Source organism: Rhodococcus sp. NPDC003318, from assembly GCF_042879035.1.
Classification (GTDB): domain Bacteria; phylum Actinomycetota; class Actinomycetes; order Mycobacteriales; family Mycobacteriaceae; genus Rhodococcus_G.
In genome coordinates this window covers 44,740-66,834 of sequence record NZ_JBIAOU010000018.1, presented here as the reverse complement: position 1 = coordinate 66,834, position 22,095 = coordinate 44,740, and the positions used below count along the sequence as shown (strand labels likewise).

Sequence of the window (22,095 nt, the reverse complement as noted above, 5' to 3'; positions counted from 1 at the left end):
TCACACCACCCGTTCCCGGACCCGGCCGAACAGGCCGGCCGGCCGCACCATGAGAATCACGATCAGGACCACGAACACCGCGATGTTGCTGTACTGGGCGCCCAGTTCCAGCGCCGTGAACGACTCCACGAGCCCGACGGTGAGTCCGCCGACGAGCGCGCCCGGCAGCGAACCGAACCCGCCGATCGCCAGCGCGACGAACCCCTTGATCGCGAGCGCCGCGCCGAGCGTGGCCACTGCGAACGTCTTGGGCCCGACGAACAGTCCGAGGAACCCGGCGAGCGCACCGGACGCCGCGAATGCGCCGAGGGCCACCGCACGGACGTTGACACCGCGGAGCGTCGCCGCCTCGCGGTCCTCCGACACACCCAGCAGCGCGAGGCCGGTCACCGTCCGTGTGCCGAACCGGCCGAGCGCGACCACCAGCACGACGGCGAGGATCAGGAGCGCGATCTCGACCGGGTAGGCACGTCCGCCGAGCACCGTGACCGGGTCTGCCGATCCGAAGAACGGCACGGTCAGCGGCTCGGATCCCCAGATCAGTTGCGTGGCACCGTTGATCAGCGTTGCCACGCCGAGGGTGGTGACGAGCTGACTGTGATGGTCGTGCACCGGCCGGATCGCGACGAGCTCCTCGAGCCCGGCCAGGATCATGACGGTGACCGTCGCGATCACCGCGACGACGAGGACGGGAAGATCCAGCGTCACCAGCCCGGTGTACGCGACGAAGGTGCCGACCATCATCAACTGCGCCTGCGCGAAGTTGAACGTGTTGGACGAGACGAAGACGATGTTGTAGCCCACCGCCACCAGCGTGTAGACGGCTCCGAGCGCGAGGCCCGACCAGAGAATTGTCATTGCGCCCTCTCGTGAAGGCGGTGCGGCCGGACGTCGGCCGCACCGCCGGACGGTCGTCGACGGATCAGGCCGCCGGGTTGCCGTACTGGCCGTTCAACAGCTTGCTCGGCGGCACGAACCGGTAGCCGTCGGCGTCGAGATTCGGGGAATGCGACTCGGCGGTGTAGTGGTAGCGCGGGAGGAACGCGGTCGAGGCGGAGTCGAGTACCGACCGGTCTTCGAGCGCCTCCGCCAGCTTCTCCGGATCGTCCGTCCCGCCGACCTTCTCGGCTGCCGCGGCAACGAGGCCGAACGCGTCGTGGTTGTCGGCGAGGATCAGCGTCGACGGGATCTGGCCGAGCGCCGCCATCGAGTCCACCATCGCGTTCACCGGCGCGTCGTTCGCGTCGTACACGGTGCTCGGGAACACCTGGATCACGAGGTTCGCGGTGGCCGGGGTCCCGAGCACACCGTCGGGGGCGGGCTTGGCGACCAGCGCGGTCCCCGACACCGAGGTGTTGCCGATCAGCGGGACGTTCCAGTCCAGGCGCTGCAGGCTGTTCAGCAGGTAGCCGAGCGGCGCCCCGTAGGCGTCGACGACCAGTGCCTGGGTCCCCTTGTTCTTCAATGCCTGCAGTTGAGCGGTCATGTCCAGGGCCGCGACATCGTACTCCTCGGACCCGGACGCGCTGACGCCCTCCGCAGCGAGCGCGGAATCCATTGCCCGGCCGAAGACCTCACCGTAGGCGCTGCTGCTGTGGATGACACCGACCTGCTGGTAGCCCTTCTCCTCGACGTACCCGGCGATCGACGCGGCGTAGTCGGCGGCGGTGGGTGAGAGGTCGAAGTTGAGTGGGTACTGCGCCGGATCCGCCGAGTCGTCCGTCGGCCCGATGTTGAACGAGAGAATCCTGTTCTGCTTCAGGATCGGCAGCGTCGCGGCGGCGACAGCGGAGGGTCCCGAGTTCAGGAACAGGTCGGGCTTGGCGCCCGAGGCCACCGCCTCCCGCAGGCTCGACACCGCCTTGGTGGCGTCACCGCCGTCGTCGACGACGGTGAGTTCGACCTGACGCCCGCCGATTCCGCCGTTCCGGTTCACGGCGTCGGCGCCGGCCTTCGCGGCCAGGACGGATGTCTGGGCGTTCGCCGCGAGCGCGCCCTGTCCGCTGATCGCACCGGTGACCAACACGCGGTACGGGCCGTCGGCGGACTGCGCGGCGTCCGATGTGGAGCCGGCGCAGCCGGCGAGGGCGAGTGTGGACGCGGCGACGGCCGCGACCACAGCGGGGTACCGAACCTTCATGGAGTTCTCCTTGACGCTGGGAAGGGGAAGGGGAGTTCGGTGAATCAGCCGGGGATCAGCTCGAAGCCCTTGTACTCGGCCTCGGCGACCTCGGCGATGATCCGGCCGTACACGCCGAATCCGCCGACGAAGGGCATGAACACCCGTGGCCTGCCGGGGATGTTCGCGCCGAGGTACCAGGAGTTGGCGGTGGGCATCAGCGTGCCCTCGGCCCGTTCGGACACCTCCTGCACCCAGGCGTCGACGGCGTCCTCCGTCGCCTCGATGCCGACGGCGTCGTGGGCGGCGATGTGGGCGATGGCGTCGGCGACCCAGTTCACGTGCAACTCCGAGTGCAGCACCATGTTCGCGAGCACGGACGGGCTACCCGGGCCGGTCAGGTTGAAGAAGTTCGGGAATCCGTTTGTGCCGAGCCCGAGGTAGGTGCGTGGTCCCGCCCGCCATGCCTGCTTCAGCGTGACCCCGCCGCGGCCGACAATGTTCACCTTGTCCAGCGATCCGGTCATCGCGTCGAATCCCGTTGCGAGGACGAGCGCGTCGAGTTCGTGGAGGTGATCGCCGGTGCGCACACCGGCCGGCTCGACGGTGATGATCGGCGCGGCGCGCAGGTTCACCAGGGTGACGTTGTCGCGGTTGAAGGTCTCGTAGTAGTGGTCGTCGGTGCAGATCCGCTTCGCCCCGATCGGATGGTCGGTGGGCACGAGCAGGTCCGCGACGTCCGGGTCGTCGACCACCGCACGCACCTTGTCCTCCCAGAACGCGCGCGCCTCGTCGTTGGCGGCCCGGTCGGTGAGCTGGTCGGCGAAGGTCTTCGAGAACAGGACACCGCCCAGTTCCCAACGCTTCTCGTACGCAGCCCGGCGTTCGGCGGGCGGGACGTCGAGGGTCCGCTGCGTCAGCGCGGTGTGCGGCGAGCCGCCGCCGCTGGCGAACGATGCGCGGCGCCGCTGCGCGTATCCCTCCTTCTGGATCCGGCGGTCCCCGTCCGTCAGCGGTCGGTTCCCCGCCGGCACACTGAAATTCGGGGTGCGCTGGAAGACGTACAGGTGCCCGGCCTGCTCGGCGACCTTCGGCACCGTCTGGATGCCCGACGATCCGGTGCCGATGACACCGACCCGCTGGCCGGTGAAGTCGACGCCCTCGTGTGGCCACTGCGACGTGTGGTGGACGGGACCGGCGAAGTCGGCGAGGCCGGGGATCGCGGGCAGGTTCGCGTTCGACAGCGGCCCGACCGCGGTGATCACGTACTGCGCGTCGACGCGTTCACCGGTGTCGGTGTGCACGGTCCACCGCGTGGCCGTCTCGTCGAGGACGATGTCGGTGACGCGGGTGCCGAAGGTGATGTCGCGGCGCAGGTCGTGCCGGTCGGCGACGTGTTCGAGATAGCGCAGGATCTCCGGCTGGGTGGCGTACTTCTCGGTCCACTCCCACTCCTGTTCGAGAGCGGGGTCGAACGAGTACGAGTAGTCGACGCTCTCGACGTCGCAGCGGGCGCCGGGATAGCGGTTCCAGTACCAGACGCCGCCGACTCCGTCGCCGGCTTCGAACACGCGCACACGCAACCCGTCGGTCCGGAGACGGTGCAGCGCGTACAGGCCGGCGAAGCCTGCACCGACGACGACCACGTCGAGAACGTCGCCGGTTGCGGATGTCTGGTCGTTCACGGTGCCGCCTTTCGCTGTGGACTGCATGCGAAAGGACGCTATTTCCAGGGATGTTCACCCGACCACGGCGTCTCCCACTGACCGGTCGGGTGACACCGTCGTCCCGGTCAGCGGACGGCGGCTCAGGCCAGCGGGTCGTGCCGGATGTTCGCGAGCGGCGTGCCTTTGGCCTGCAGGCGGTACTTGACGGTCTGCACCAGTGCCGGCGACCCGACGATCTGGATGTCCCGGTCCGCCCACGCCCCGAACTCGGCGACCACCTCGCCGAGCTTCCCGGTCAGCCGCTGGTGCATGCCCGGCGGGGTGATCGGGGTCGGATCGATGTGCCACCACGGGTCGGTGTCCTCCTGCGACACCGGGATCACCGTCAGCCACGGGTTGGTCCGGGCGATCTGCCACAGGGTTTCCAGGTCGTACAGGTCGCACGGATACGTGCCGCCGACGAAGAGGTGCACGCGCGGGTTGTTGCCCCGCATCGCCATCTCCATCACCTGGGCGCGCAGCGGCGCGATGCCGGTGCCGGAACCGATCATCAGCTGATCACGCCCGGTGGACCTGTCGACCCCGAGGGCGCCGAGCGGCGACGAGATCAGCCACTCGTCCCCCAACGCGGTCTGGCCGACCATCGCCGGGCTGACCCAGCCTCCGGAGACACGCCGGACGTGGAACTCGATCTGGCCCTGGTCGTTTGCCGGGATGGACGGCGAGAGGTACCGCCACATCCGGGGCCGGCCCGGAACGCTGACGCCGACGTACTGGCCGGCGCCGTAGCGCAGCGGCTGGTCGAGCTGCAGACGGACCACGGCGACGTCGCGGAGCACCTGCTTGTGCTCGACCACCCGCCCGGTCCACGTCCGCGGTCCGGCTTCCAGGTGCGCCGCCTCCATCATCACCGACACGATCAGCGCGATCGCCTCCCGCCAGGCGAGGTCGACCTCCTCCGTCCACATCTCGCCGCCCGCGAAATCCTCGAGTGCGGTGACAAGTGCGTTCCCGACCGCGATGTAGTGCTCGTCGGCGACGCCGTACTTGCGATGGTCCCGGCCGAGCTGGGCGAGGAACGGCAGGATCAGTTCGCTGTCGTCGAAATTCTCGACGACGTGACCGAGCGCGCGCAGCAGCCGGTCCCGCTGGACGTTCATCGTCGCGGGGAAGAATTCACGCGTGCCGGGATAGTGCGAGAAGAGGATCGCGTAGAACGACCGCACCAGTCGCTCGGGGCCGTCGTCGGCCGCGGCGACTGCCTTGAAAGTCGTCCGGACAAGCGAAATCTTCCTTGCGTCCACCGCACTGTCCCCGTTCCGCGCGAACGGCGGCCAGTCGGCGCCTCGCGGGAGCGCGACCCGGCAGGCCGCCGAAGGGTCTCAGGAATTCTAAGCGACGCATCTCACATGTGAGAACGGGACCAACCGGGCGAAGGGCGGACTGTGAGGGATCCCACTAGGCTGCTGCTGTTACGCCTCTGGACGGTGTACGAAAGGAGTTTCGAAGTCGTGGCAACAGCCGTCGGGGACGACCACGCCAGCCGTACCCACACTCCCGCCGACCGGGTCGGACCGGCCGAGGACTCGACCCGGCGCCTGCGCGAGTGCACTGATTTCTACGCCCTGCCGGAGCTGGCACACCTCCCGAAAACCCGGGCGAGCGAAGCCATCGACGAATTCGCCGTCACCGGGCGCTACGCGCACACCACCGAGGAACTGCTGATCGGCGCCAGAATAGCGTGGCGCAACCACGCTCGCTGCGTGGGCCGCAAACACTGGCGCACCCTGAAACTGATCGACGCCCGCAACGCGGTCACCGCCGAGCAACTCGCGCAGGCGTGCTGGGAGCACCTGCGGGTCGCGACGAACGGCGGCGCCCTCCAATCGGTGATCACGATCGGTCCACGGCCACTGCCCGACGGCCGCGAGTACCGCATCCTCAGCCCCCAGCTCGTCCGGTACGCCGGCTACCGGAACGCCGACGGGACCGTCACCGGCGATCCGGCGCACGTGGAGTTGACCGAGACCGTGACCCGCCTCGGCTGGCGGGGCGAGGGCACCCGTTTCGACATCCTTCCCCTGCTGATCTCGACCCCGGACGAGCCGCTCCGTTGGTTCGACGTGCCACGCGAGCTGGTCCTCGAGGTACCGATCACGCACCCGGACCACAAGTGGTTCGCGAGCCTCGGGCTCAAGTGGCACGCGGTTCCGGCGGTGTCGAACATGGACCTCGAGATCGGCGGCCTCACCTACCCCTGCGCCCCGTTCAGCGGCTGGTACGTCAGCACCGAGGTCGGGGCCCGCAACTTCTCCGACACCGACCGGTACGACATGCTGCCGCAGATCGCCGCGAAGCTGCGGCTGGACACCAGCTCGAACCGCACACTCTGGCAGGACCGCGCCCTGGTCGAGTTGAACCGCGCGGTCATCCACAGCTACCGCCAGGCGGGGGTGATCATGGTCGACCACCACACCGTCGCCGAGCAGTTCATCGACTTCGTCGAGCGCGAGAAGTCCGCCGGTCGAACCTGCCCGACCGACTGGTCCTGGATCAATCCGCCGATGTCCGCGTCCTTGACCCCGACCTTCCACCGCCTCTACGACGCGCCGGATCTGGACGTGCGGCCGAACTTCGTCACCCGGCGCCCGGCGACGGGATGTCCCGTCACGGGGTCGAGGGGCGCGTAGTCCGGTCGTCCCCCGGGTCGCCGCCCGTCGGGACCCGGACCGCGACCCTGGTGCCCGCGCCGGGCGTCGACACCACGCCGAAAGTGCCGCCGACGCTTTCGATCCGCAGCGCCGCGGACGCCAGGCCGATGTGCCCCTCGCCCACCCGGTCCTCGAGGACGGCGGGGTCGAATCCGGTGCCGTCGTCGGCCAGGACGAGGTCGATCGCGTCCGCGTTCCGCGTCAGGTGCAGCGCGACGGTCCCGGCGCCGGCGTGCCGTTCCACGTTCGCCACCAGCTCGCGCGCGGTGCGGTAGAGCAGCGACTGGCAGGCCGGGCGCCCCACCTCGTCCAGGTCGAGGTCGAGGGCGTAGCCCGCCCGTCGGGCGGATGCCTCCGCCAGCTCCCGCAGCGCGGCGGTGAGGCCCAACTGTTCGAGGACCTGGGGGTGCAGCGTCGTGACCGTCGACCGCAGCTGCGAGGCGGTCTCGCGCAGCGCGGCCTCCGCCGCCGCCACCGACGGGTCCGGGGTCCGTTCCAACGCCTCGTCCAGGTCCATCCGGGCGGCCAGGACGGTCTGGAGCGGACCGTCGTGCAGGTACTCGGCGAGCCGGCGCCGTTCCCGCTCCTCGGCGTTCATCGATTCGGCCAGCAGCCGCCTGCGCACCTCGACGAGAGTGGCGACGGTACCGGAGCGGTGCACGAGCGCGGACGAGAGCGCGGTGGTCGCGGCGGTGAGCCACAGCAGCAGTCCGACGTACAGGTAGACGACGTCGGGCAGGTCGACGGTGTCGTCCCGGACCGCGTAGAACAACCACACCAGATAGAACCCGACGGCGGTGCACATCCCGAGCGCCGCGGTCAGGCCGGGCCGGTACTGGAACGCGACCGCGACCGGGAGCACGAAGAACACCGGCAGCAGTTGGGCGGTCGCGGCGCCGGAGGCGACGCACAGCGCCAACAGGGCGACGATGTCGATGGCCGTCCACACCCACCCCGCCCACGAGCCCACCTGCCTGCGCAGGACCACCAGCAACCACACCGCGGCGGCCACGGCGTAGCCGACCAGCACCGACCAGAACAGCACCGGCATCCAATGATCCACCGGGACAACCGGTCCCAGCAGCGCGATGAGCGCGATCAGCGGCAGCCGGAGCACCGCCGCGACCCGCACGGTCTCGGACTCGTACCGCCGCATCACCCGGTCCCCGAACGCGGTCACGTCACTCCAGCAGTCCGCGGCGCATCGCCTCCGCGACCGCGGCGGCGCGATCCGAGACGCCGAGCTTGTCGTACAGCCGCCCGACGTGCGTCTTGACGGTCGACGGCGCCAGGTACAGCTCCCCCGCGATGGCCGGAACGCTCAGTCCGCGGGCGATCCCGGCCAGCACCTCGCGCTCACGGGCGCTGAGCACCGGTCCCGTCGGCTCGGCCCGGCGCCGCACCTCCCCGACCAGACCGGCCGCGACGCCGGCGGGCAGCACGTCGCGGCCTTTCGCGCAGTCGAGGACCGCGGTGACGATGTCCGACCGCGTCGACTCCTTCGGCAGGAAGCCCGCCGCCCCCTCCTGCAGGGCGTGATACACGATCGCCGACTCGTCGTGGGCGGAGAGCAGCAGGACGCGGGTACCGAGCTCGTCGCGCCGGACCGCGGCCGCGACCTGCGCGCCGTCGAGGTGCGGCATCCGGTAGTCGAGCAGCGCCACCTGCGGACGCTGCTCGCGGATCAGCTCCAGGGCGGCGGCCCCGTCGTCGGCCTCCCCCACGACGTCGACGAGACCGCTCCCGGTCAGCGCCCGCACGACACCCTCGCGGAACATCGGGTGGTCGTCGCCGACGATCACCCGCACTTTCGTCACGTTCGTGCCCGTGGACCCGAGGCCGGCCATCGGACCACTGTCCCACGGGGCCGGGGCGTGTGCACTCGAATCACGCGGCGCGGCGCGGACGCCGGTGGGTCCCCCGATCGGGGGACACCGGTGTCGTCCGGTGCGGGGTCCGGACGGCGGACGCGGCGGACGCCCGCCGGCGCGCACAGTTGTCACATCACCGGGAACGGAAATCCCGCACCAGCCGAAACCCCCAGCACCGCAGGAGTGGACATGACCATCACGCTTCCCCGGATCACCCGATTCGCGCGGACCACCTCGACGAAACCCCGCCCGACCATCGCGATGGCCATCACCAACACCGGCGCCGCGCCCATCCACCTGGTGGACCACTCCCCCGGATTCGGCTGGTGGCGCGCAGCCCCGCCCGCCACGATCGCACCCCACACCACCGCGATCGTCACCGCGACCACACAGGATCCGGGCGGCACGGTCTCGGCCACCTACCAGCTGCCCGACGGTGCACGAGCGAGGTTCGCCGCCAACAACTTCGGCTCGGGGGTCGACCTGGACGACACGGACGTCGACGGCCCGTGGCGGATCACCCGCGCCCTGCACGCCGGATTCCCCGACCTGTCGGCCACCTACGCACTCGGCACACCCTGACCTCACCCCGCCCGAGGTGGTCGCCGTGCGACGCAGGTGCGCGCGGCGGCCACTTCAACACCGACCACCTCGACACCGACCACCTCGACCCGAGAAGCTCACTCACCCAAGGAGATCCGATCATGTCCACCACGACGCGCCGATTCGCCCGCTGGGCCGCCCTGCCCCTGGCCGCTCTGGTCGCCACGGGAACCACGCTCGCCGTCACCGGAACCGCGACCGCAGGCACGCTGCCCGCGACCGGACCGACCATCGCGATGACGATCTCGAACAACACCAACGACCCGATGATCCTGCAGGGGTCGGACAACCCGTACGGGCACTGGATCAACGGTCCGCAGGCGATCATCCCGGCGCACTCGCAGTCGATCGTCACCGCCGCGAACAACGATCCGGGTGGTATCGGCGTCGACGTCACCTACTCTCTCCCGGGTGGCGACGCCGTCTTCATGGCCAACAACTACAGCTACAACGGCGGCGACGTGAACGGCACCCGGATCGAGGGGCAGGCCGGCGACCGGTACCGGATCGACAGTCGTATGGACACCGGCTTCCCGTACTTCAACGCCGGGTACACCGTCGGCCCGCGGACCCTGTTCGGGTCCAGCTAGTGGGGCGGGGGCGGGGGTGGGGGCGGGAAGAGTGGGGTGGGCGGGCAGTCAGCGCTCGTGGCGTGGCTTCCACACGACGATGGAGTTGTTGCGGGGCACCGGGACGAGGTCGCGGCGGTAGCCGGCGGCGAGCCGGACGATCTCCGCGGCCATCTCCGCGACCCGGCTCTGCAGGGCCTCGACCTGGTTGGTCAGCTCGATGATCCGCTTGATCCCCGCGAGGTTGACGCCCTCGTCCTGGGACAGTCGCTGCACCTCACGCAGCAGTGCGACGTCGCGCGGCGAGTAGCGGCGTCCGCCGCCGGAGGTGCGGTGCGGGGTGACCAGACCGAGCCGGTCGTAGTTGCGCAGCGTCTGCGCGTGCATCCCGGCCAGCTCCGCGGCCACCGAGATGACAAACACCTGCGCGTCGGGGTCGAGCGTGCGGTCTCCGTCGGGCTGATCGGACATGACTCACCTCCGCAGGGTCCGTGGTGTCGGGAGCATCCGTGGCGTCGGGGCGGCGGGGCCCATCACGCACCGGCCCAACCGGAACGCGGGTCGAATCCGCTCGCCTTCTCGGCGTCGAGGTACGCGGCCAGCGCATCGGTCGCCTTCTCGTCGAGGTCCGTCGGGACCGCGACCTTGACGGTGACGAGCAGGTCGCCAGCACCGCCGGACCGCTTGGGTACCCCGCGTCCGCGCACCCGGAGGATGCGTCCGTCGGCGGTACCGGCCGGAACCTTCACGCCGACACGGCCTTCCAGGGTCGGCACCGACAGCGTCGTGCCGAGCACGAGCTCGCCGTAACTGACGGGCACGATGACCGTCAGGTCGTCGCCGCTGCGGCCGAACACCTTGTCCGGCTTGACGTGCACGGTGACGTACAGGTCGCCCGACGGCGCTCCGCGCAGCCCGGCCTCGCCCTGTCCGGCGAGGCGGATCTTCTGCCCGTCGCTGACGCCGGACGGGACGCGGACGGTGATGTTGCGGGTACGGTTCTGCACACCGGTGCCGTGGCAGTCGCTGCACGGGTCGTCGATGATCGAACCGGTGCCGCGGCAGTCGTCGCAGGGTTCGCTGAACCCGAACGCGCCCTGGTTGCGGCTGACGATGCCGGACCCGTTGCAGCGCGGACACACTCGCGGGCTGGTGCCGGGTTTGGCGCCGCTGCCGTGACAGGTGGTGCAGGAAGCCGGACTGGTCAGGCGCAGTGGCACGGTGACGCCGGTGGCGGCGTCCCGGAACGGGAGAGTGGTCTCCGCCTCGACGTCGGCGCCGCGCTGCGGCCGCGTCGACGTGGCGGTCCGCCCACCCCCGCGTCCCCCGAAGAGGCCGCCGAAGATGTCGCCGATGCCGCCGTCACCGCCGGCACCGCCCCCGAACAGGTCGCCGATGTTGAACTCGGCTCCGAATCCGCTTCCTCCGGTGGAGTATTCGGCGCCGGGCGCGAACCCGCCACGACCGAAGCCGCCGCCGGCGAACATCCGTCGGGTCTCGTCGTACTCCTTGCGCTTGGCCGGATCGGACAGCACGGCGTTGGCCTCGCTGACCGCCTTGAAGCGTTCCTCGGCGGCGGTGTCGCCGGGGTTGGCGTCGGGATGCAGGTCCCGCGCCAGCTTGCGGTAGGCCTTCTTGATCTCGTCGGCCGAGGCGTCGGAGGAGACGCCCAGGTCCTTGTAGAAGTCCTTCTCGATCCACTCCCGTTGACTCACCGGGCGCCTCCTCCTCTCGTTGTTTTCTGTGTACCTACTGTGCGGGCTCGTCGGCCGCAGGCTCGCCGTCGGTGACCGTCACCATCGCGTGCCGGAGCACCCGGTCGCCGAACTTGTAGCCCTTGCGGAAGACGGCACCGAGGACGGGGTGGTGTCCCTCGCCCTCGTGCTGCACGGCCTCGTGCAGTTCGGGGTCGAAGCCGTCGCCCTCCTCGCCGAACGGGGCCAGGCCCAGCCCGCTGAGGACGCCGGTGAGCTTGTCCGACAACGCCTTCAGCGGCCCCGTTTCGAGGTCGCCGTGGGCACGGGCGCGGTCCAGGTCGTCGATGACGTCGAGGAACTGCGCCACCACGGAGGCCTTCGCGTTCTCGACGGCCTGCTGGCTGTCCCGCAGGGAACGCCGCCGGTAGTTGGCGTACTCCGCGGTGACGCGCTGCAGGTCGGCGGTGAGCTCGGCGACCTGGTCCCCGGCGGGGGCCGCGGCGGTGTCCGCCGCGGCCTCCGCAGAGTCGGTGTCGGGCCCGGCGGCGGTGTCCGCCGCCGGCTCCCTCACCTCACCGGTCTCCGGGTCGACCTTGCGCTTGTCCGAGGTGGTGACAGGCTCGCGCTCGGTGTTCTGCTCGCTCACTTCTTGTCCTGGTCGCTCGGCTCGTCGACGACCTCGGCGTCCACGACGTCGCCGTCCTGGGCCGGTCCGGCGCCGTCACCGGCAGCCGCGGACTCCTCGGCCTGCGCCTTGTAGATCGCCTCGCCCAGCGCCTGGGACTCGGTGGCGAGCTTCTCGACCGCAGCCTTGACGGCGGCGATGTCGCTGCCGGCCAGGGCGGTGTTGGCCTCGGCGATCGCGGCTTCGACCTTCTCCTTGACGTCGGCCGGGACCTTGTCCTCGTTGTCCTTGATGAACTTCTCGGTCTGGTGGACGAGGGACTCGGCCTGGTTGCGGACCTCGGCCTCCTCGCGGCGGGCCTTGTCCTCCTCGGCGTGCGCCTCGGCGTCCTTGACCATCCGGTCGATCTCCTCCTTGGACAGGCCGGAGCCGTCCTGGATCTTGATCGTGTTCTCCTTGCCGGTGCCCTTGTCCTTCGCGGTCACGTGCACGATGCCGTTGGCGTCGATGTCGAAGGTGACCTCGATCTGCGGCACGCCGCGCGGGGCCGGCGGGATGCCCGCGAGCTCGAAGGAGCCGAGGAGCTTGTTGTGCGAGGCGATCTCGCGCTCACCCTGGAAGACCTGGATCTGCACAGACGGCTGGTTGTCGTCGGCCGTGGTGAAGGTCTCGGACCGCTTGGTCGGGATGGTGGTGTTGCGCTCGATGAGCTTGGTCATCACGCCGCCCTTGGTCTCGATACCGAGGGACAGCGGGGTGACGTCGAGGAGCAGCACGTCCTTGACCTCGCCCTTGAGGACGCCGGCCTGCAGGGCTGCGCCGACGGCGACGACCTCGTCCGGGTTCACGCCCTTGTTGGGCTCGCGGCCACCGGTCAGCTCCCGCACCAGGTCGGACACGGCCGGCATACGGGTGGAACCCCCGACGAGCACGACATTGTCGATGTCACCGACGGCGATGCCCGCATCCTTGATGACGGAGTGGAACGGCGCGCGGGTGCGGTCCAGCAGATCGGAGGTGATCTTCTGGAACTCGGCGCGGGTGAGCTGCTCGTCGAGGAACAGCGGGTTCTTGTCCGCGTCCACGGTGATGTACGGCAGGTTGATCGACGTCGACTGCGAGGACGACAGCTCGATCTTCGCCTTCTCGGCGGCCTCGCGCAGACGCTGCAGGGCCATCTTGTCCTTGGTCAGGTCGATGCCGCTGGTCGCCTTGAACTTGTCGACGAGCCAGTTGACGACGCGCTCGTCCCAGTCGTCGCCACCGAGGTGGTTGTCACCGGAGGTCGCGCGGACCTCGACGACGCCGTCACCGATCTCGAGCAGGGAGACGTCGAAGGTGCCGCCACCGAGGTCGAAGACCAGGATGGTCTGCTCCTTCTCACCCTTGTCGAGGCCGTAGGCGAGCGCGGCCGCGGTGGGCTCGTTGACGATGCGCAGCACGTTGAGGCCGGCGATCTGGCCGGCTTCCTTGGTCGCCTGACGCTGGGCGTCCTCGAAGTACGCGGGGACGGTGATGACGGCGTCGGTGATCTCCTCACCCAGGTACGCCTCGGCGTCGCGCTTGAGCTTCATCAGCGTGCGGGCGCTGATCTCCTGGGAGGTGTACTTCTTGTCGTCGATGGCGACGGTCCAGTCGGTGCCGATGTGGCGCTTGACGGACCGGATCGTGCGATCGACGTTGGTGACCGCCTGGTTCTTGGCGGGCTGGCCGACCAGCACCTCGCCGTTCTTGGCGAAGGCGACGATCGACGGGGTCGTGCGCGAGCCCTCGGAGTTGGCGACCACTACGGGCTCGCCGCCTTCGAGCACTGCCACGACCGAGTTGGTGGTCCCGAGGTCGATACCGACCGCACGAGCCATAGTGATTCCTCCTACGTGTTGCAGCACGCCGGCCAGGGTTCGGCCGGACTCGTTGTGCTGATCCTTCTCGGCTTCACACCTTAAGTGAGTGCCTTGGGCTCAAGTTTGGCACGTCCCGAATTCTGACGTCAACCAAACTTGAGTCGACCTCACTCAAGGTTGTCGATCTGCTCAACGGACGTCCTCCCGGGTTTGTTCCCGCGCGCCCGAACTCGCCCCGGCCACGAGCGGTGTCACAGTTCCCGGGACGTCGACTCTCCCGGGGACGCGGCGGGAGAATCGGTGCGAGCACGGCTGCGCCTACGATGCGTGACATGGACAACTCCGGTGAGCCGGACGGCAGCGCGCCGTCGCCGACAGCACCAGTCGCGGGGTCGGCCGGTCAGCTCGCCGAGCCGACGCACCGGCCCCCACCACCCCGCCCGGAGTTTCACGTCGAACCACGCCACGCGGGCCGCGGCGCCGCCGCGCCGGGCGCCGTCAGGGCCGCGCTGTGGTGCTGGGTCGCGTCCTTCGCGGTCCTCGTCGGGATCGCCGCCGCGACGGTGTTCGACCTGGCCGACGTCCGGCGCGCCCTCGAGGCGTCGCTCGCCGGGGAGAGCCCGTCGACCTCGCACGAGGACATCGCCGACGCCGTGTCGCTGACGCTGCTGGGATGCGCGAGCGCGGCGGCACTGCTGGTGGTGGCCGCGCTGATCGGCCTGCAACTGCTGCGGTTCCGGCGAGCGGCGGGACGGATCGTCCTCACCGTGGTCGGGGCACTCTCCGTCGGCGCGGCGTTCGCCTTCTGGTCGCTGCTCGCCGATGCCACCGACGCCACCGGCGGCGTTCTCCAGTGGGCACCGACCGTGTACGTGGTGTTCGTGGTCGCCGGAGTGGGCCTGCTCTACGCCCCCACGGCGGGTTCCTGGCTGCGCCGCCGGGGCTGACCGACCGTCGTCGATCGCGGCAGGCGAACCCGACCTCGGCATGCCCGTCGAGGTCCGTACCCGGACCGCCCGCGACCTCGACCGTCACGCGACGGACGGTTCAGTCGGGCGGAAGGGGAGATCGAGGGCGTGGCTGCCCGGCTCCGGAGCCGGGCAGCCACGCGTCACGAGATCCGGACGAAGCCTGTCAGCCGAGCGGCGGCAGTCCCGCAGGCAGCGGCGGCAGCTCGACCAGGAGACCCGCGTTGACCGCGCCGGCACCGCGGCGGGCACCCCTCCGGCGACCGCCCCGACAGCCGCGGCGTCGTTCGCCTTCGCCGGGTCCGGTGCCACGGGCCGTCGACGTCCACGAAGGGAGCACCGAGTCATGTTCTCCCCCAGTGGAAAATGACACGTCGGGCGCGACCGCGGACGCCTGACCGACACCGGCCGTGTCGACCACCCCCGGCGCAGCGGCCGCGACGCCCGTGCAGGTCACGGCAACGGCGACCGGAAGGGTCGCGGCGACCGCGACCCGTCCTGCGCGCATGACAATACGACGATGAAACATGAATCCCACCCGGTGACACTGATTGTCTGCACATGCCCGGCGAACGTAAGGAGACCACCCGGTCCGAGATCACGCTTCTGTGGCCGCCGTCACCCATGCCGCGGTCCCGCCGCCCCAGGGCGGTCGGATCACGCGAGATCGGCGAGGACACCTTCCGCGCTGCGTGCCGCGGTCGCGCAGGCGCGGGCCGTGAAGCTGTCCACCAGCGGATGGTCGGCCCGCGTGCGCCAGTACCGGATCGCGCCGAGGGCCGCGTCCCGCTGCTGCGCGATCCCCGCGTCCGGGTCGAGACCGAGCCGCTCGGTGTTCACGATGCCGTATCCGCCGATCAGCCGCTGCAGATGCTGCGCGTCCTCGTCCGACAACGTGACCCCCGCGGACCGCAACCGTCCCAGCAGCCGGATCTCCTGGAAGCCGTGCCCGTCCGACAGTGCGCGCTTGACGGCCGTCAGCACGCGCGGCGCCTCGGGACCCGGCAGGACCGAGAGCACCCGCTCGAGGGACAGCAGGGCCGTGTGCGCCTTCAACTGGTCGGCGCGCTGACCGAACTGGACGTCGATGACCTGCCGCAGCTCGCTCAGACCGCTGCGCTCGACGAGCTCGGCGGCGAGATTCGGGGAGTCCGGAGTGCCGAGCTTGATCAGCGCCACCGCGAGTCGAATCCCGAACAGCCCGAACCGGTGTGCGAGCTGGGCCCGCAGTTCGGCGTCGACGGGCAGCGGGCTGTCGGGGCGGGCGAAGCGGTCCGCCGACAGCATCGCCACCTCGAGATCCTGGGCCGGGACGGCAGCGAGGGCACGGAACGCGGCGTACTCGCTCTGCCGCAGTGTGCGCGCACCGAGCGCGAGGAGCCCCGCCACCGGAACGACGGCCTGGCACAGTCCGGTTCGCTCCAGTTCGGTGGCGAACCGCGCCGCGACGTCCTTCGCGGACGTCATCGCGTCGATCCGGCCGGCACCGACCTCGTCGGCCCGGGACACCACGCCGACGACACCGAGCGGACCGGACTCGCCGCCGACGTGCGCGCCGATCTGCCCGAGGAACTGCACGTCGGACGCGTTGAGGGTGCGCAGCAGGTACACCACCGCGTCCGCCCCCGACGTCGACCCCTCCGGCGTGAGCATCCGCAGCGTGCGCGCCGAGACGTCCCGCGACAGCGAGGAGGTGCCGGGGGTGTCGATGATGGTGGTACTGCGCAGCGCCCGCGCGGGCCATTCCACCTCGAGCCGGTCGACCTCGGACGCCGTCAGACCGCCGAGGTCGAAGGTGAGGCTGCCGTCCCGGCGCTGCACGGGGACGTTGACGGTGCGCTCCCCGTCGTACCACGCGGTGACGGTCGGGGTCGCGCCGCTGCGGTACCACGTCACGACCCGCGTGCACTCGGTGGCGTCGGTGGGCGCGATGTCCTGGCCGACAAGCGAATTGAGCAGGGTGGACTTGCCCGCCTTGAGGGAGCCGGCGAGCGCGATCCGCAGCGGTTCCTCGAGCCGCCGCGCGCAGTCGTCGAGCTCGAGGCGGATCCGGGCGTCCGAGCCGTCGAGGGTGCGGGCCGCGTCGATCAGGTCCCGTGCCGACGCGAGGGCGGTGCCGCTCACGCGGCGCCTGCCTCGGCCGCCGCGACCTCCCGCACGTGGGCGAGGATCCGCATCTGCTCCTCGATGTCCTTGGCCCGCCGATTACGTTCGGTCACTTCGAGATTCGCGGCCTCCTGAGCGGCCCGGAGGGACTCCGCCACCGACCGGAGGGTCTGCTCGGCCACCAGGGTGAAGTGGTCGCGCAGCAGCCGTTGGATCAACCGCAGCCGGTCCTTCGACTCCTTGCCGACCTGGAAGCTGACGTCGTCGACGAACCGCCGGATCGCCGCCTTCGCCTCGGCCCGCCGCTTGAGGACGCGACCCTCCCGATCCTCCCGGTACGCCTTGGTGCCGAGCAGCAGTCCCGCTCCGACCGAGATCGGGTTGACCAACGCCATGCCCATCATCGTCGTGATCAACCCGAACATCAGCACGCCACCGTACGAGCCGCGCATCCCGACCAGTACCTTCTGGGTGATCCCGATCCGTCCGGACTCCAGATCGGCAAGGGAGGCAACCGGTTCGAGGAGTCCGTCCAGGTCCGCGACGTCGAGGTGCGGCAACGCCACCGCCCCCGCGTCGGCGAAGTGCCCGGCGACCACCTCGGCGAGCCACACCGACCGATCGTGCGCCCACACGAAGTTGTCGCCGATCGACGTGGCGACCTGCTGCTTGAGCCACTCCCCCAGCTGCGGCCAGTCCTTGCCGGGATCGCCCTCGTCGACGGTCTCCTCCGCCTCGCGGGTGACCCGCCGCAACCGGTCGCGCAGGTCGTGGTCGATGTCCGCCGCGAGGTCCGCGATACCGTCGGCGAGGGTCTGCTGCCACCGCGAGGACTTCTTGTGCAGTTCCTCGGCCGCGGCCTTCGCCTTCGTGAGCTCCGCGACGGCGACGGCACCCTTCTGCGGATCCCGCAACGCGGCGAGTTCACTGCCCAGGCTCAGGCTCAGGTGCTCGGTCACCGACGCGACGTCGAGCGCGACCGCGCGGCGGGTCGCGGCGACGGTCCGGGTCCGGACCTGCTCCCGAAGGAAGTCGTACACCGCCGCGAATCCCGATTCGGTGTTCAGTTCGGTGTCCTGCAACCGCAGGGCGTGCGACCGCAGCACCGACGACACCGGGATCAGCGGGATGTCCAGGCCTGCCCGTTCCAGGTGGCCGTGGTCGGCCTCGATGATCTCGCGCCAGTGCGGGTACAGGTCGGTCTTGCTGATCAGGCACGCCACGGCGGGGCACAGCCCGAGCACCTGCCGGATGAACGCCAGCTCCGGTTCCGTGAACTCCTGGCTCGCGTCCGACAGGACGAACACCGCGTCCGCGGCCGTCAGCAGACCCAGAGTGCTTGCCGCATGCGGGTTTCCGTGGCCGCCGACGCCTGGGGTGTCGACCAGGACGAGACCGTCCGCGAGCAGCGGGCTCGGCACGTGCACCTCGACCCGGAGAACCTCACGACCACCGGCGAGCGGTGTCGTCGGGGTGAGGGTCGCGAGATCGTCGACGGAGATCGGCACCCGGACCGGGTCCAGGCCGGGCTCGGCGAGGACGAGTTCGGCGGACGGCGTCTGCGCGTTCTGGACGACCGTCGGCACCGCCGTCGTCTCGTCGTCCCCGACCGAGCAGATGTTCAGGTTCAGCAGGGAGTTCACCAACTGGCTCTTGCCCTGTTTGAGCGGGCCGACGACGACGACCCGCATCCTCGGGTCGACCAGGCGGTTGCGGGCGCCGTCCAGGCGTGCCACCAGATCCGCCCGGCCCGCGGCGCGGGCGAGGGCACCGACCCGGTCGACCAGGTCCACCAACGGCGCCGTTTCCGGGGTTGCCGACATGGACGGTGCCACCGCCATACCGGATGCGTTGTCCATCAACCCGACTCCCCACTTCTCTCTCCACGAAGACCGGCCCCGCACGTGGTTCAACCGCGTGCGGGGCCGGTTTCGTTACATCGTGAGTGCTACGGGTGCAGCGGGTCCACGTCGACCGTGGCGTGGTGATCGACGATCGACGCGTCGCCCGAGTCGGCGAACAGCGAGTCGCCCGAGTCGGAGAACAAGCCGCCGTCGGTGGCGCCGGAAACGGTCCCACCGAGGTCGCCCGAGGTCTCCGAGCCGAAGGCGTTGGACGCGTCCAACGAGGACCAGCTGTCGGTCACTCCGGAGACCGCGCCGCCCAGTCCGGACGTCACCCCACCGAGCAGGCCGGCGTCGCCGGATCCCGCCGCGTCGACCGCGCCACCGATGCTTCCACCGACGCCGGCGTCGAGGCCCGCACCGAGCCCGGCGCCCGCGTCGACCACACCGGAGACCGCGCCACCGAGGCCCGCACCGGCGTCCGCGACACCGGACACCGCACCACCCAGGCCCGCACCGAGCCCGGCACCGGCATCGACCACACCGGAGACCGCACCGCCCAGGCCCGCACCGGCGTCCGCGACACCGGACACCGCACCACCGAGACCCGCACCCAGCCCGGCACCGGCATCGACCACACCGGAGACCGCACCGCCCAGGCCGGCGCCGGCGTCGGCCGCAGCGCCGACGGTGCCCGCGAGGTCACCGCCCAGACCCGCACCGGCGTCGACGAGTCCGCCGAGTCCGCCGCCGAGCCCGGCGGTCAGGCCCGTGCCCAGACCTGCCGCGGTCTCGATGCCGCCGTCCGCGGCGCCGGTGATCGCGGTGTTCAGGTCCGCGGCCGCACCCGCGCCCGCGCCGACCGCCCCGTCGAGGGCGGTCGCCAGGCCGCCGGTCAGGTCGGCCCCCGCATCGACGACACCTCCCACTCCGGCCACCGCGCCGAGGGCGCCGTCCAGAGCACCACCGACACCCAGCGCACCGTCGAGGGCACCGCTGGCGCCGAGCACACCGTCCAGGGCGCCGGTCAGACCGGCTCCGGCACCGAGCGCGCCGTCGAGGGCACCGGTGAGGGCGCCGCCGACGCCGAGTGCAGACTCGAGAGCCGCACCGAGCGACGCACCGGCCTCTCCGCCCGCTCCGAGGGCGCCGCCGAGCGCGGCACCGAGATCCACTCCGGCACCGGCACCCAACCCGCCTTCGAGGTCGAGGGCACCGCCGAGGTCGGTGCCCAGCCCGGCGCCGAGCACCCCGCCGAGCGCGGCGCCGAGGTTGGAACCGACCTCGCCGCCGACACCGAAGGCGCTCTCCAGGATTCCGGCCAGACCGGCGTCGGCACCCAGGTCGAGGTCCGCGACGTCGAGGGCGCTGTTCAGGGCCGCACCGAGTTCCCCGGTCAGGCCGCCGTCGACGCCGAGCGCACCGCCGAGGGCGGAGCCGATCACGCCGCCCAGGCCACCTTCGGCGCCCAGGAGCCCACCGAGGCCCGCCTCACCGCCGAGCAGACCACCCAGACCCGCCTCACCGCCGAGCAGACCACCCAGACCCGCCTCACCGCCGATCGCGCCGTCCAGCACGGTGCCGAGTGCGGCACCGAGCTGAGCCCCGACTCCGGCGTCCGCACCGAGAGCCGCCCCGAGAACCGCGCTCAGATCGGTGCCGATCTCGCTGACGACGCCGACGTCGAGGCCGCCGCCGAGGAGACCGGACAGGTCGATCGCCGTGAGGCCGCCCGCACCGAGTGCACCGCCCAGCGCGCCACCGAGATCGCCGATCAGGCCACCGTCGAGGTCGAGCGCACCGCCGAGCACGCTGGTCAGCGCGCCGCCGAGGTCGAGACCACCGCCGAGCGCGGCTTCGAGGGCCCCGCCGAGGCCACCGTCGAGGTCGAGGGCACCACCGAGGACACCGCCGAGTGCGGCACCGAGGTCCGCGCCGACCTCGCCGCCGGCTCCGAGGACGGTGCCGAGCACGGCACTCAGGTCGGCGCCGAGGCCGCCGCCGAGACCGCCGGCGATGTCCAGCAGCCCACCGGCCGCCAGGACCGCGTCGAGGGCCGTTCCGAGTTCGGCGGTCAGGTCGCCACCGACACCGAGCGCACCGCCGAGCGCACCGGCGAGGTCACCGCCGATGCCGAGCGCGCCACCGAGGTCGAGGGCGTTGCCCAGATCCAGTGCTCCACCGAGGTCCAGGGCGCCACCGAGGTCCAGGGCACCGCCCAGGTCGAGCAGGCCACCGAGGTCCAGTCCGCCGCCCGCGTTCACCAGGGCACCGAGCACCCCGCCGAGGGCGCCGCCGAGATCGGTGCCGATCTCACCGCCGGCCCCGAGGGCGCCGCCGAGTGCGGCGCTCAGCGCGGCCGTCAGGTCGCCGCCGAGGGCGCCGCCCAGTCCGCCGGCGATGTCGAGCACACCGCCGAGGCCGCCGTCGAGCAGGCCGGACAGCTCGGCACCGAGGCCGCCGCCGAGGCCGAGCGCGCCGTCGAGTGCGCCACCGAGCGCGGCCGTCAGGTCGCCGCCGACACCGAGCGCGCCGCCGAGGGCCGCGCCGAGGCCGGCACCGAGATCCAGGCCGCCGCCGAGGGCCGCGGCGAGTTCGGCACCGAGGCTGCCGCCCGCGCCGACGGCGCCACCGAGCACACCACCGAGCGCGGCACCGAGGTTTGCGCCCAGTTCGCCGCCGATTCCGAACGCGGCGCCGAGCACCGAGCTGAGGTCGAGTCCGCCCGCGATGTCGGCGATGCCGCCGAGGCCGAGGTCGAGGTCGGTCACCGCGCCGAGGGCGCCGCCGAGGGCCGCACCGAGGTCGGCGGTGAGATCGCCACCGACGCCGACGACACCACCGAGCGCCGCGGCGAGGGTGGTACCGAGATCGAGCGCGCCACCGAGGTCGAGGACGCCGCCGAGGTCGAGGGCGCTGCCCAGGGCGCCGGACACGTCGAGGGCGGCCCCGAGCGCAGCTCCCAGCTCGGCACCGATCTGACCGCCCACCTGCAGTGCCGCGGCCAGGGCTGCGCTGAGGGCGCCGGCGATGTCGGCACCGAAGTCGAGGCCACCGCCGAAGTCGCCGCCGACCGCGGCGCCGAGGCCGAGGCCCGCACCCGCACCGAGGCCGAGGCCTCCGCCGAGCCCGCCGCCCAGGCCACCGCCCAGGCCACCACCGAGTGCTCCGCCGAGCGCTCCACCGAGGGCGCCGCCCGCGGCCCCACCGGCACCGAGGATGCTCGTCAGCTCCGTGCCCGCGCCGGCGAACAGTCCGGACTCCGCGACGACCGGGGCCACGGCCACGATGTCGGCGTGGCAGACGTCGCCGAGGCCCGCGGCGGCGAGGACCGCATCGGGGTTCTCGCAGTACGCAGCCCGCGCCTCGTCGTCGCGCAGCAGGCTGAGGATGAAGTCGAGCAGCGCGTTGGTGGCCATGTCGGTTCTCCTGACACGTCGTGTGGAGCGGCGACGCGTTCCACGGGGAAAG

18 protein-coding genes are annotated in these 22,095 nt (G+C 71.3%); 4 read left to right on the top strand and 14 right to left on the bottom strand.

Annotation, left to right across the window (positions count from 1 at the left end):
• From ACFYVR_RS22020 to ACFYVR_RS22005, 4 genes are all read right to left on the bottom strand, one after another.
• A complete protein-coding gene (locus ACFYVR_RS22020) occupies positions 1-858 on the bottom strand; it encodes a branched-chain amino acid ABC transporter permease (protein WP_387477118.1) in 858 nt (285 codons plus the stop codon).
• 64 nt (positions 859-922) lie between these two features.
• Entirely contained in the window at positions 923-2,140 is a 1,218-nt protein-coding gene (locus tag ACFYVR_RS22015) for an ABC transporter substrate-binding protein (RefSeq protein ID WP_387477116.1), read from the bottom strand.
• A gap of 44 nt (positions 2,141-2,184) precedes the next feature.
• Positions 2,185-3,831, bottom strand: coding sequence for a flavin-containing monooxygenase (locus ACFYVR_RS22010; RefSeq protein WP_387477114.1), 1,647 nt, complete (start codon positions 3,829-3,831; stop codon positions 2,185-2,187).
• A 95-nt stretch (positions 3,832-3,926) separates the two neighbouring features.
• Entirely contained in the window at positions 3,927-5,090 is a 1,164-nt protein-coding gene (locus ACFYVR_RS22005) for a globin domain-containing protein (RefSeq protein WP_387477112.1), read from the bottom strand.
• A 294-nt stretch (positions 5,091-5,384) separates the two neighbouring features.
• On the opposite strand from ACFYVR_RS22005, the gene ACFYVR_RS22000 reads away from it, so the two are divergent.
• A complete protein-coding gene (locus ACFYVR_RS22000; protein ID WP_387477168.1) occupies positions 5,385-6,476 on the top strand; it encodes a nitric oxide synthase oxygenase in 1,092 nt (363 codons plus the stop codon).
• Here ACFYVR_RS22000 and ACFYVR_RS21995 read toward each other — a convergent pair.
• A complete protein-coding gene (locus ACFYVR_RS21995) occupies positions 6,454-7,653 on the bottom strand; it encodes a sensor histidine kinase (RefSeq protein WP_387477166.1) in 1,200 nt (399 codons plus the stop codon). The genes ACFYVR_RS22000 and ACFYVR_RS21995 overlap by 23 nt on opposite strands.
• A gap of 25 nt (positions 7,654-7,678) precedes the next feature.
• Complete coding sequence (locus ACFYVR_RS21990; protein ID WP_387477110.1) at positions 7,679-8,344, bottom strand: response regulator; 666 nt, start codon at positions 8,342-8,344, stop codon at positions 7,679-7,681.
• Positions 8,345-8,557: 213 nt separating this feature from the next.
• Between ACFYVR_RS21990 and ACFYVR_RS21985 the strand changes: the two genes are divergently transcribed.
• Positions 8,558-8,950 (top strand): hypothetical protein, encoded by a 393-nt coding sequence (locus ACFYVR_RS21985; protein WP_387477109.1) that lies wholly within the window; start codon positions 8,558-8,560, stop codon positions 8,948-8,950.
• A gap of 122 nt (positions 8,951-9,072) precedes the next feature.
• Positions 9,073-9,561, top strand: a complete 489-nt coding sequence (locus ACFYVR_RS21980) for a hypothetical protein (protein WP_387477107.1) — start codon at positions 9,073-9,075, stop codon at positions 9,559-9,561.
• 48 nt (positions 9,562-9,609) lie between these two features.
• On the opposite strand, the gene ACFYVR_RS21975 is transcribed toward ACFYVR_RS21980, so the two are convergent.
• From ACFYVR_RS21975 to dnaK, 4 genes are all read right to left on the bottom strand, one after another.
• Positions 9,610-10,011 (bottom strand): heat shock protein transcriptional repressor HspR, encoded by a 402-nt coding sequence (locus ACFYVR_RS21975; RefSeq protein ID WP_387477105.1) that lies wholly within the window; start codon positions 10,009-10,011, stop codon positions 9,610-9,612.
• Between the two features lie 62 nt (positions 10,012-10,073).
• Positions 10,074-11,255 (bottom strand): molecular chaperone DnaJ, encoded by a 1,182-nt coding sequence (dnaJ, locus tag ACFYVR_RS21970; RefSeq protein WP_387477103.1) that lies wholly within the window; start codon positions 11,253-11,255, stop codon positions 10,074-10,076.
• A 34-nt stretch (positions 11,256-11,289) separates the two neighbouring features.
• Positions 11,290-11,883 carry a nucleotide exchange factor GrpE gene (gene grpE / locus ACFYVR_RS21965; protein ID WP_387477101.1) on the bottom strand — a complete coding sequence of 198 codons (594 nt, stop codon included), beginning with the start codon at positions 11,881-11,883 and terminating at the stop codon, positions 11,290-11,292.
• Positions 11,880-13,724 (bottom strand): molecular chaperone DnaK, encoded by a 1,845-nt coding sequence (gene dnaK / locus ACFYVR_RS21960; protein WP_387477099.1) that lies wholly within the window; start codon positions 13,722-13,724, stop codon positions 11,880-11,882. The genes grpE and dnaK overlap by 4 nt, the downstream gene beginning before the upstream one ends.
• Positions 13,725-14,038: 314 nt before the next feature.
• Between dnaK and ACFYVR_RS21955 the strand changes: the two genes are divergently transcribed.
• Complete coding sequence (locus ACFYVR_RS21955; protein WP_387477097.1) at positions 14,039-14,653, top strand: hypothetical protein; 615 nt, start codon at positions 14,039-14,041, stop codon at positions 14,651-14,653.
• 187 nt (positions 14,654-14,840) lie between these two features.
• On the opposite strand, the gene ACFYVR_RS21950 is transcribed toward ACFYVR_RS21955, so the two are convergent.
• From ACFYVR_RS21950 to ACFYVR_RS21935, 4 genes are all read right to left on the bottom strand, one after another.
• Entirely contained in the window at positions 14,841-15,182 is a 342-nt protein-coding gene (locus ACFYVR_RS21950) for a hypothetical protein (protein ID WP_387477095.1), read from the bottom strand.
• A 149-nt stretch (positions 15,183-15,331) separates the two neighbouring features.
• Positions 15,332-16,798 (bottom strand): dynamin family protein, encoded by a 1,467-nt coding sequence (locus ACFYVR_RS21945; protein ID WP_387477093.1) that lies wholly within the window; start codon positions 16,796-16,798, stop codon positions 15,332-15,334.
• A complete protein-coding gene (locus ACFYVR_RS21940; RefSeq protein ID WP_387477091.1) occupies positions 16,795-18,639 on the bottom strand; it encodes a dynamin family protein in 1,845 nt (614 codons plus the stop codon). The genes ACFYVR_RS21945 and ACFYVR_RS21940 overlap by 4 nt, the downstream gene beginning before the upstream one ends.
• 89 nt (positions 18,640-18,728) lie before the next feature.
• The gene (locus ACFYVR_RS21935; RefSeq protein ID WP_387477089.1) at positions 18,729-22,043 is read right to left on the bottom strand and encodes an IniB N-terminal domain-containing protein; all 3,315 of its coding nucleotides are present in this window, start codon (positions 22,041-22,043) and stop codon (positions 18,729-18,731) included.
• Positions 22,044-22,095: the final 52 nt, after the last annotated feature.

Coding starts and splice junctions, on each gene's coding strand:
- ACFYVR_RS21990 (WP_387477110.1), bottom strand. CDS start 8,344: ATGGCCGGCCTCGGGTCCACGGGCACGAACGTGACGAAAGTGCGGGTG.
- ACFYVR_RS22010 (WP_387477114.1), bottom strand. CDS start 3,831: ATGCAGTCCACAGCGAAAGGCGGCACCGTGAACGACCAGACATCCGCA.
- ACFYVR_RS21985 (WP_387477109.1), top strand. CDS start 8,558: ATGACCATCACGCTTCCCCGGATCACCCGATTCGCGCGGACCACCTCG.
- ACFYVR_RS21950 (WP_387477095.1), bottom strand. CDS start 15,182: ATGCGCGCAGGACGGGTCGCGGTCGCCGCGACCCTTCCGGTCGCCGTT.
- ACFYVR_RS21940 (WP_387477091.1), bottom strand. CDS start 18,639: ATGGACAACGCATCCGGTATGGCGGTGGCACCGTCCATGTCGGCAACC.
- dnaK (WP_387477099.1), bottom strand. CDS start 13,724: ATGGCTCGTGCGGTCGGTATCGACCTCGGGACCACCAACTCGGTCGTG.
- ACFYVR_RS22015 (WP_387477116.1), bottom strand. CDS start 2,140: ATGAAGGTTCGGTACCCCGCTGTGGTCGCGGCCGTCGCCGCGTCCACA.
- ACFYVR_RS21995 (WP_387477166.1), bottom strand. CDS start 7,653: ATGCGGCGGTACGAGTCCGAGACCGTGCGGGTCGCGGCGGTGCTCCGG.
- ACFYVR_RS21975 (WP_387477105.1), bottom strand. CDS start 10,011: ATGTCCGATCAGCCCGACGGAGACCGCACGCTCGACCCCGACGCGCAG.
- ACFYVR_RS21955 (WP_387477097.1), top strand. CDS start 14,039: ATGGACAACTCCGGTGAGCCGGACGGCAGCGCGCCGTCGCCGACAGCA.
- ACFYVR_RS21935 (WP_387477089.1), bottom strand. CDS start 22,043: ATGGCCACCAACGCGCTGCTCGACTTCATCCTCAGCCTGCTGCGCGAC.
- ACFYVR_RS22020 (WP_387477118.1), bottom strand. CDS start 858: ATGACAATTCTCTGGTCGGGCCTCGCGCTCGGAGCCGTCTACACGCTG.
- ACFYVR_RS21980 (WP_387477107.1), top strand. CDS start 9,073: ATGTCCACCACGACGCGCCGATTCGCCCGCTGGGCCGCCCTGCCCCTG.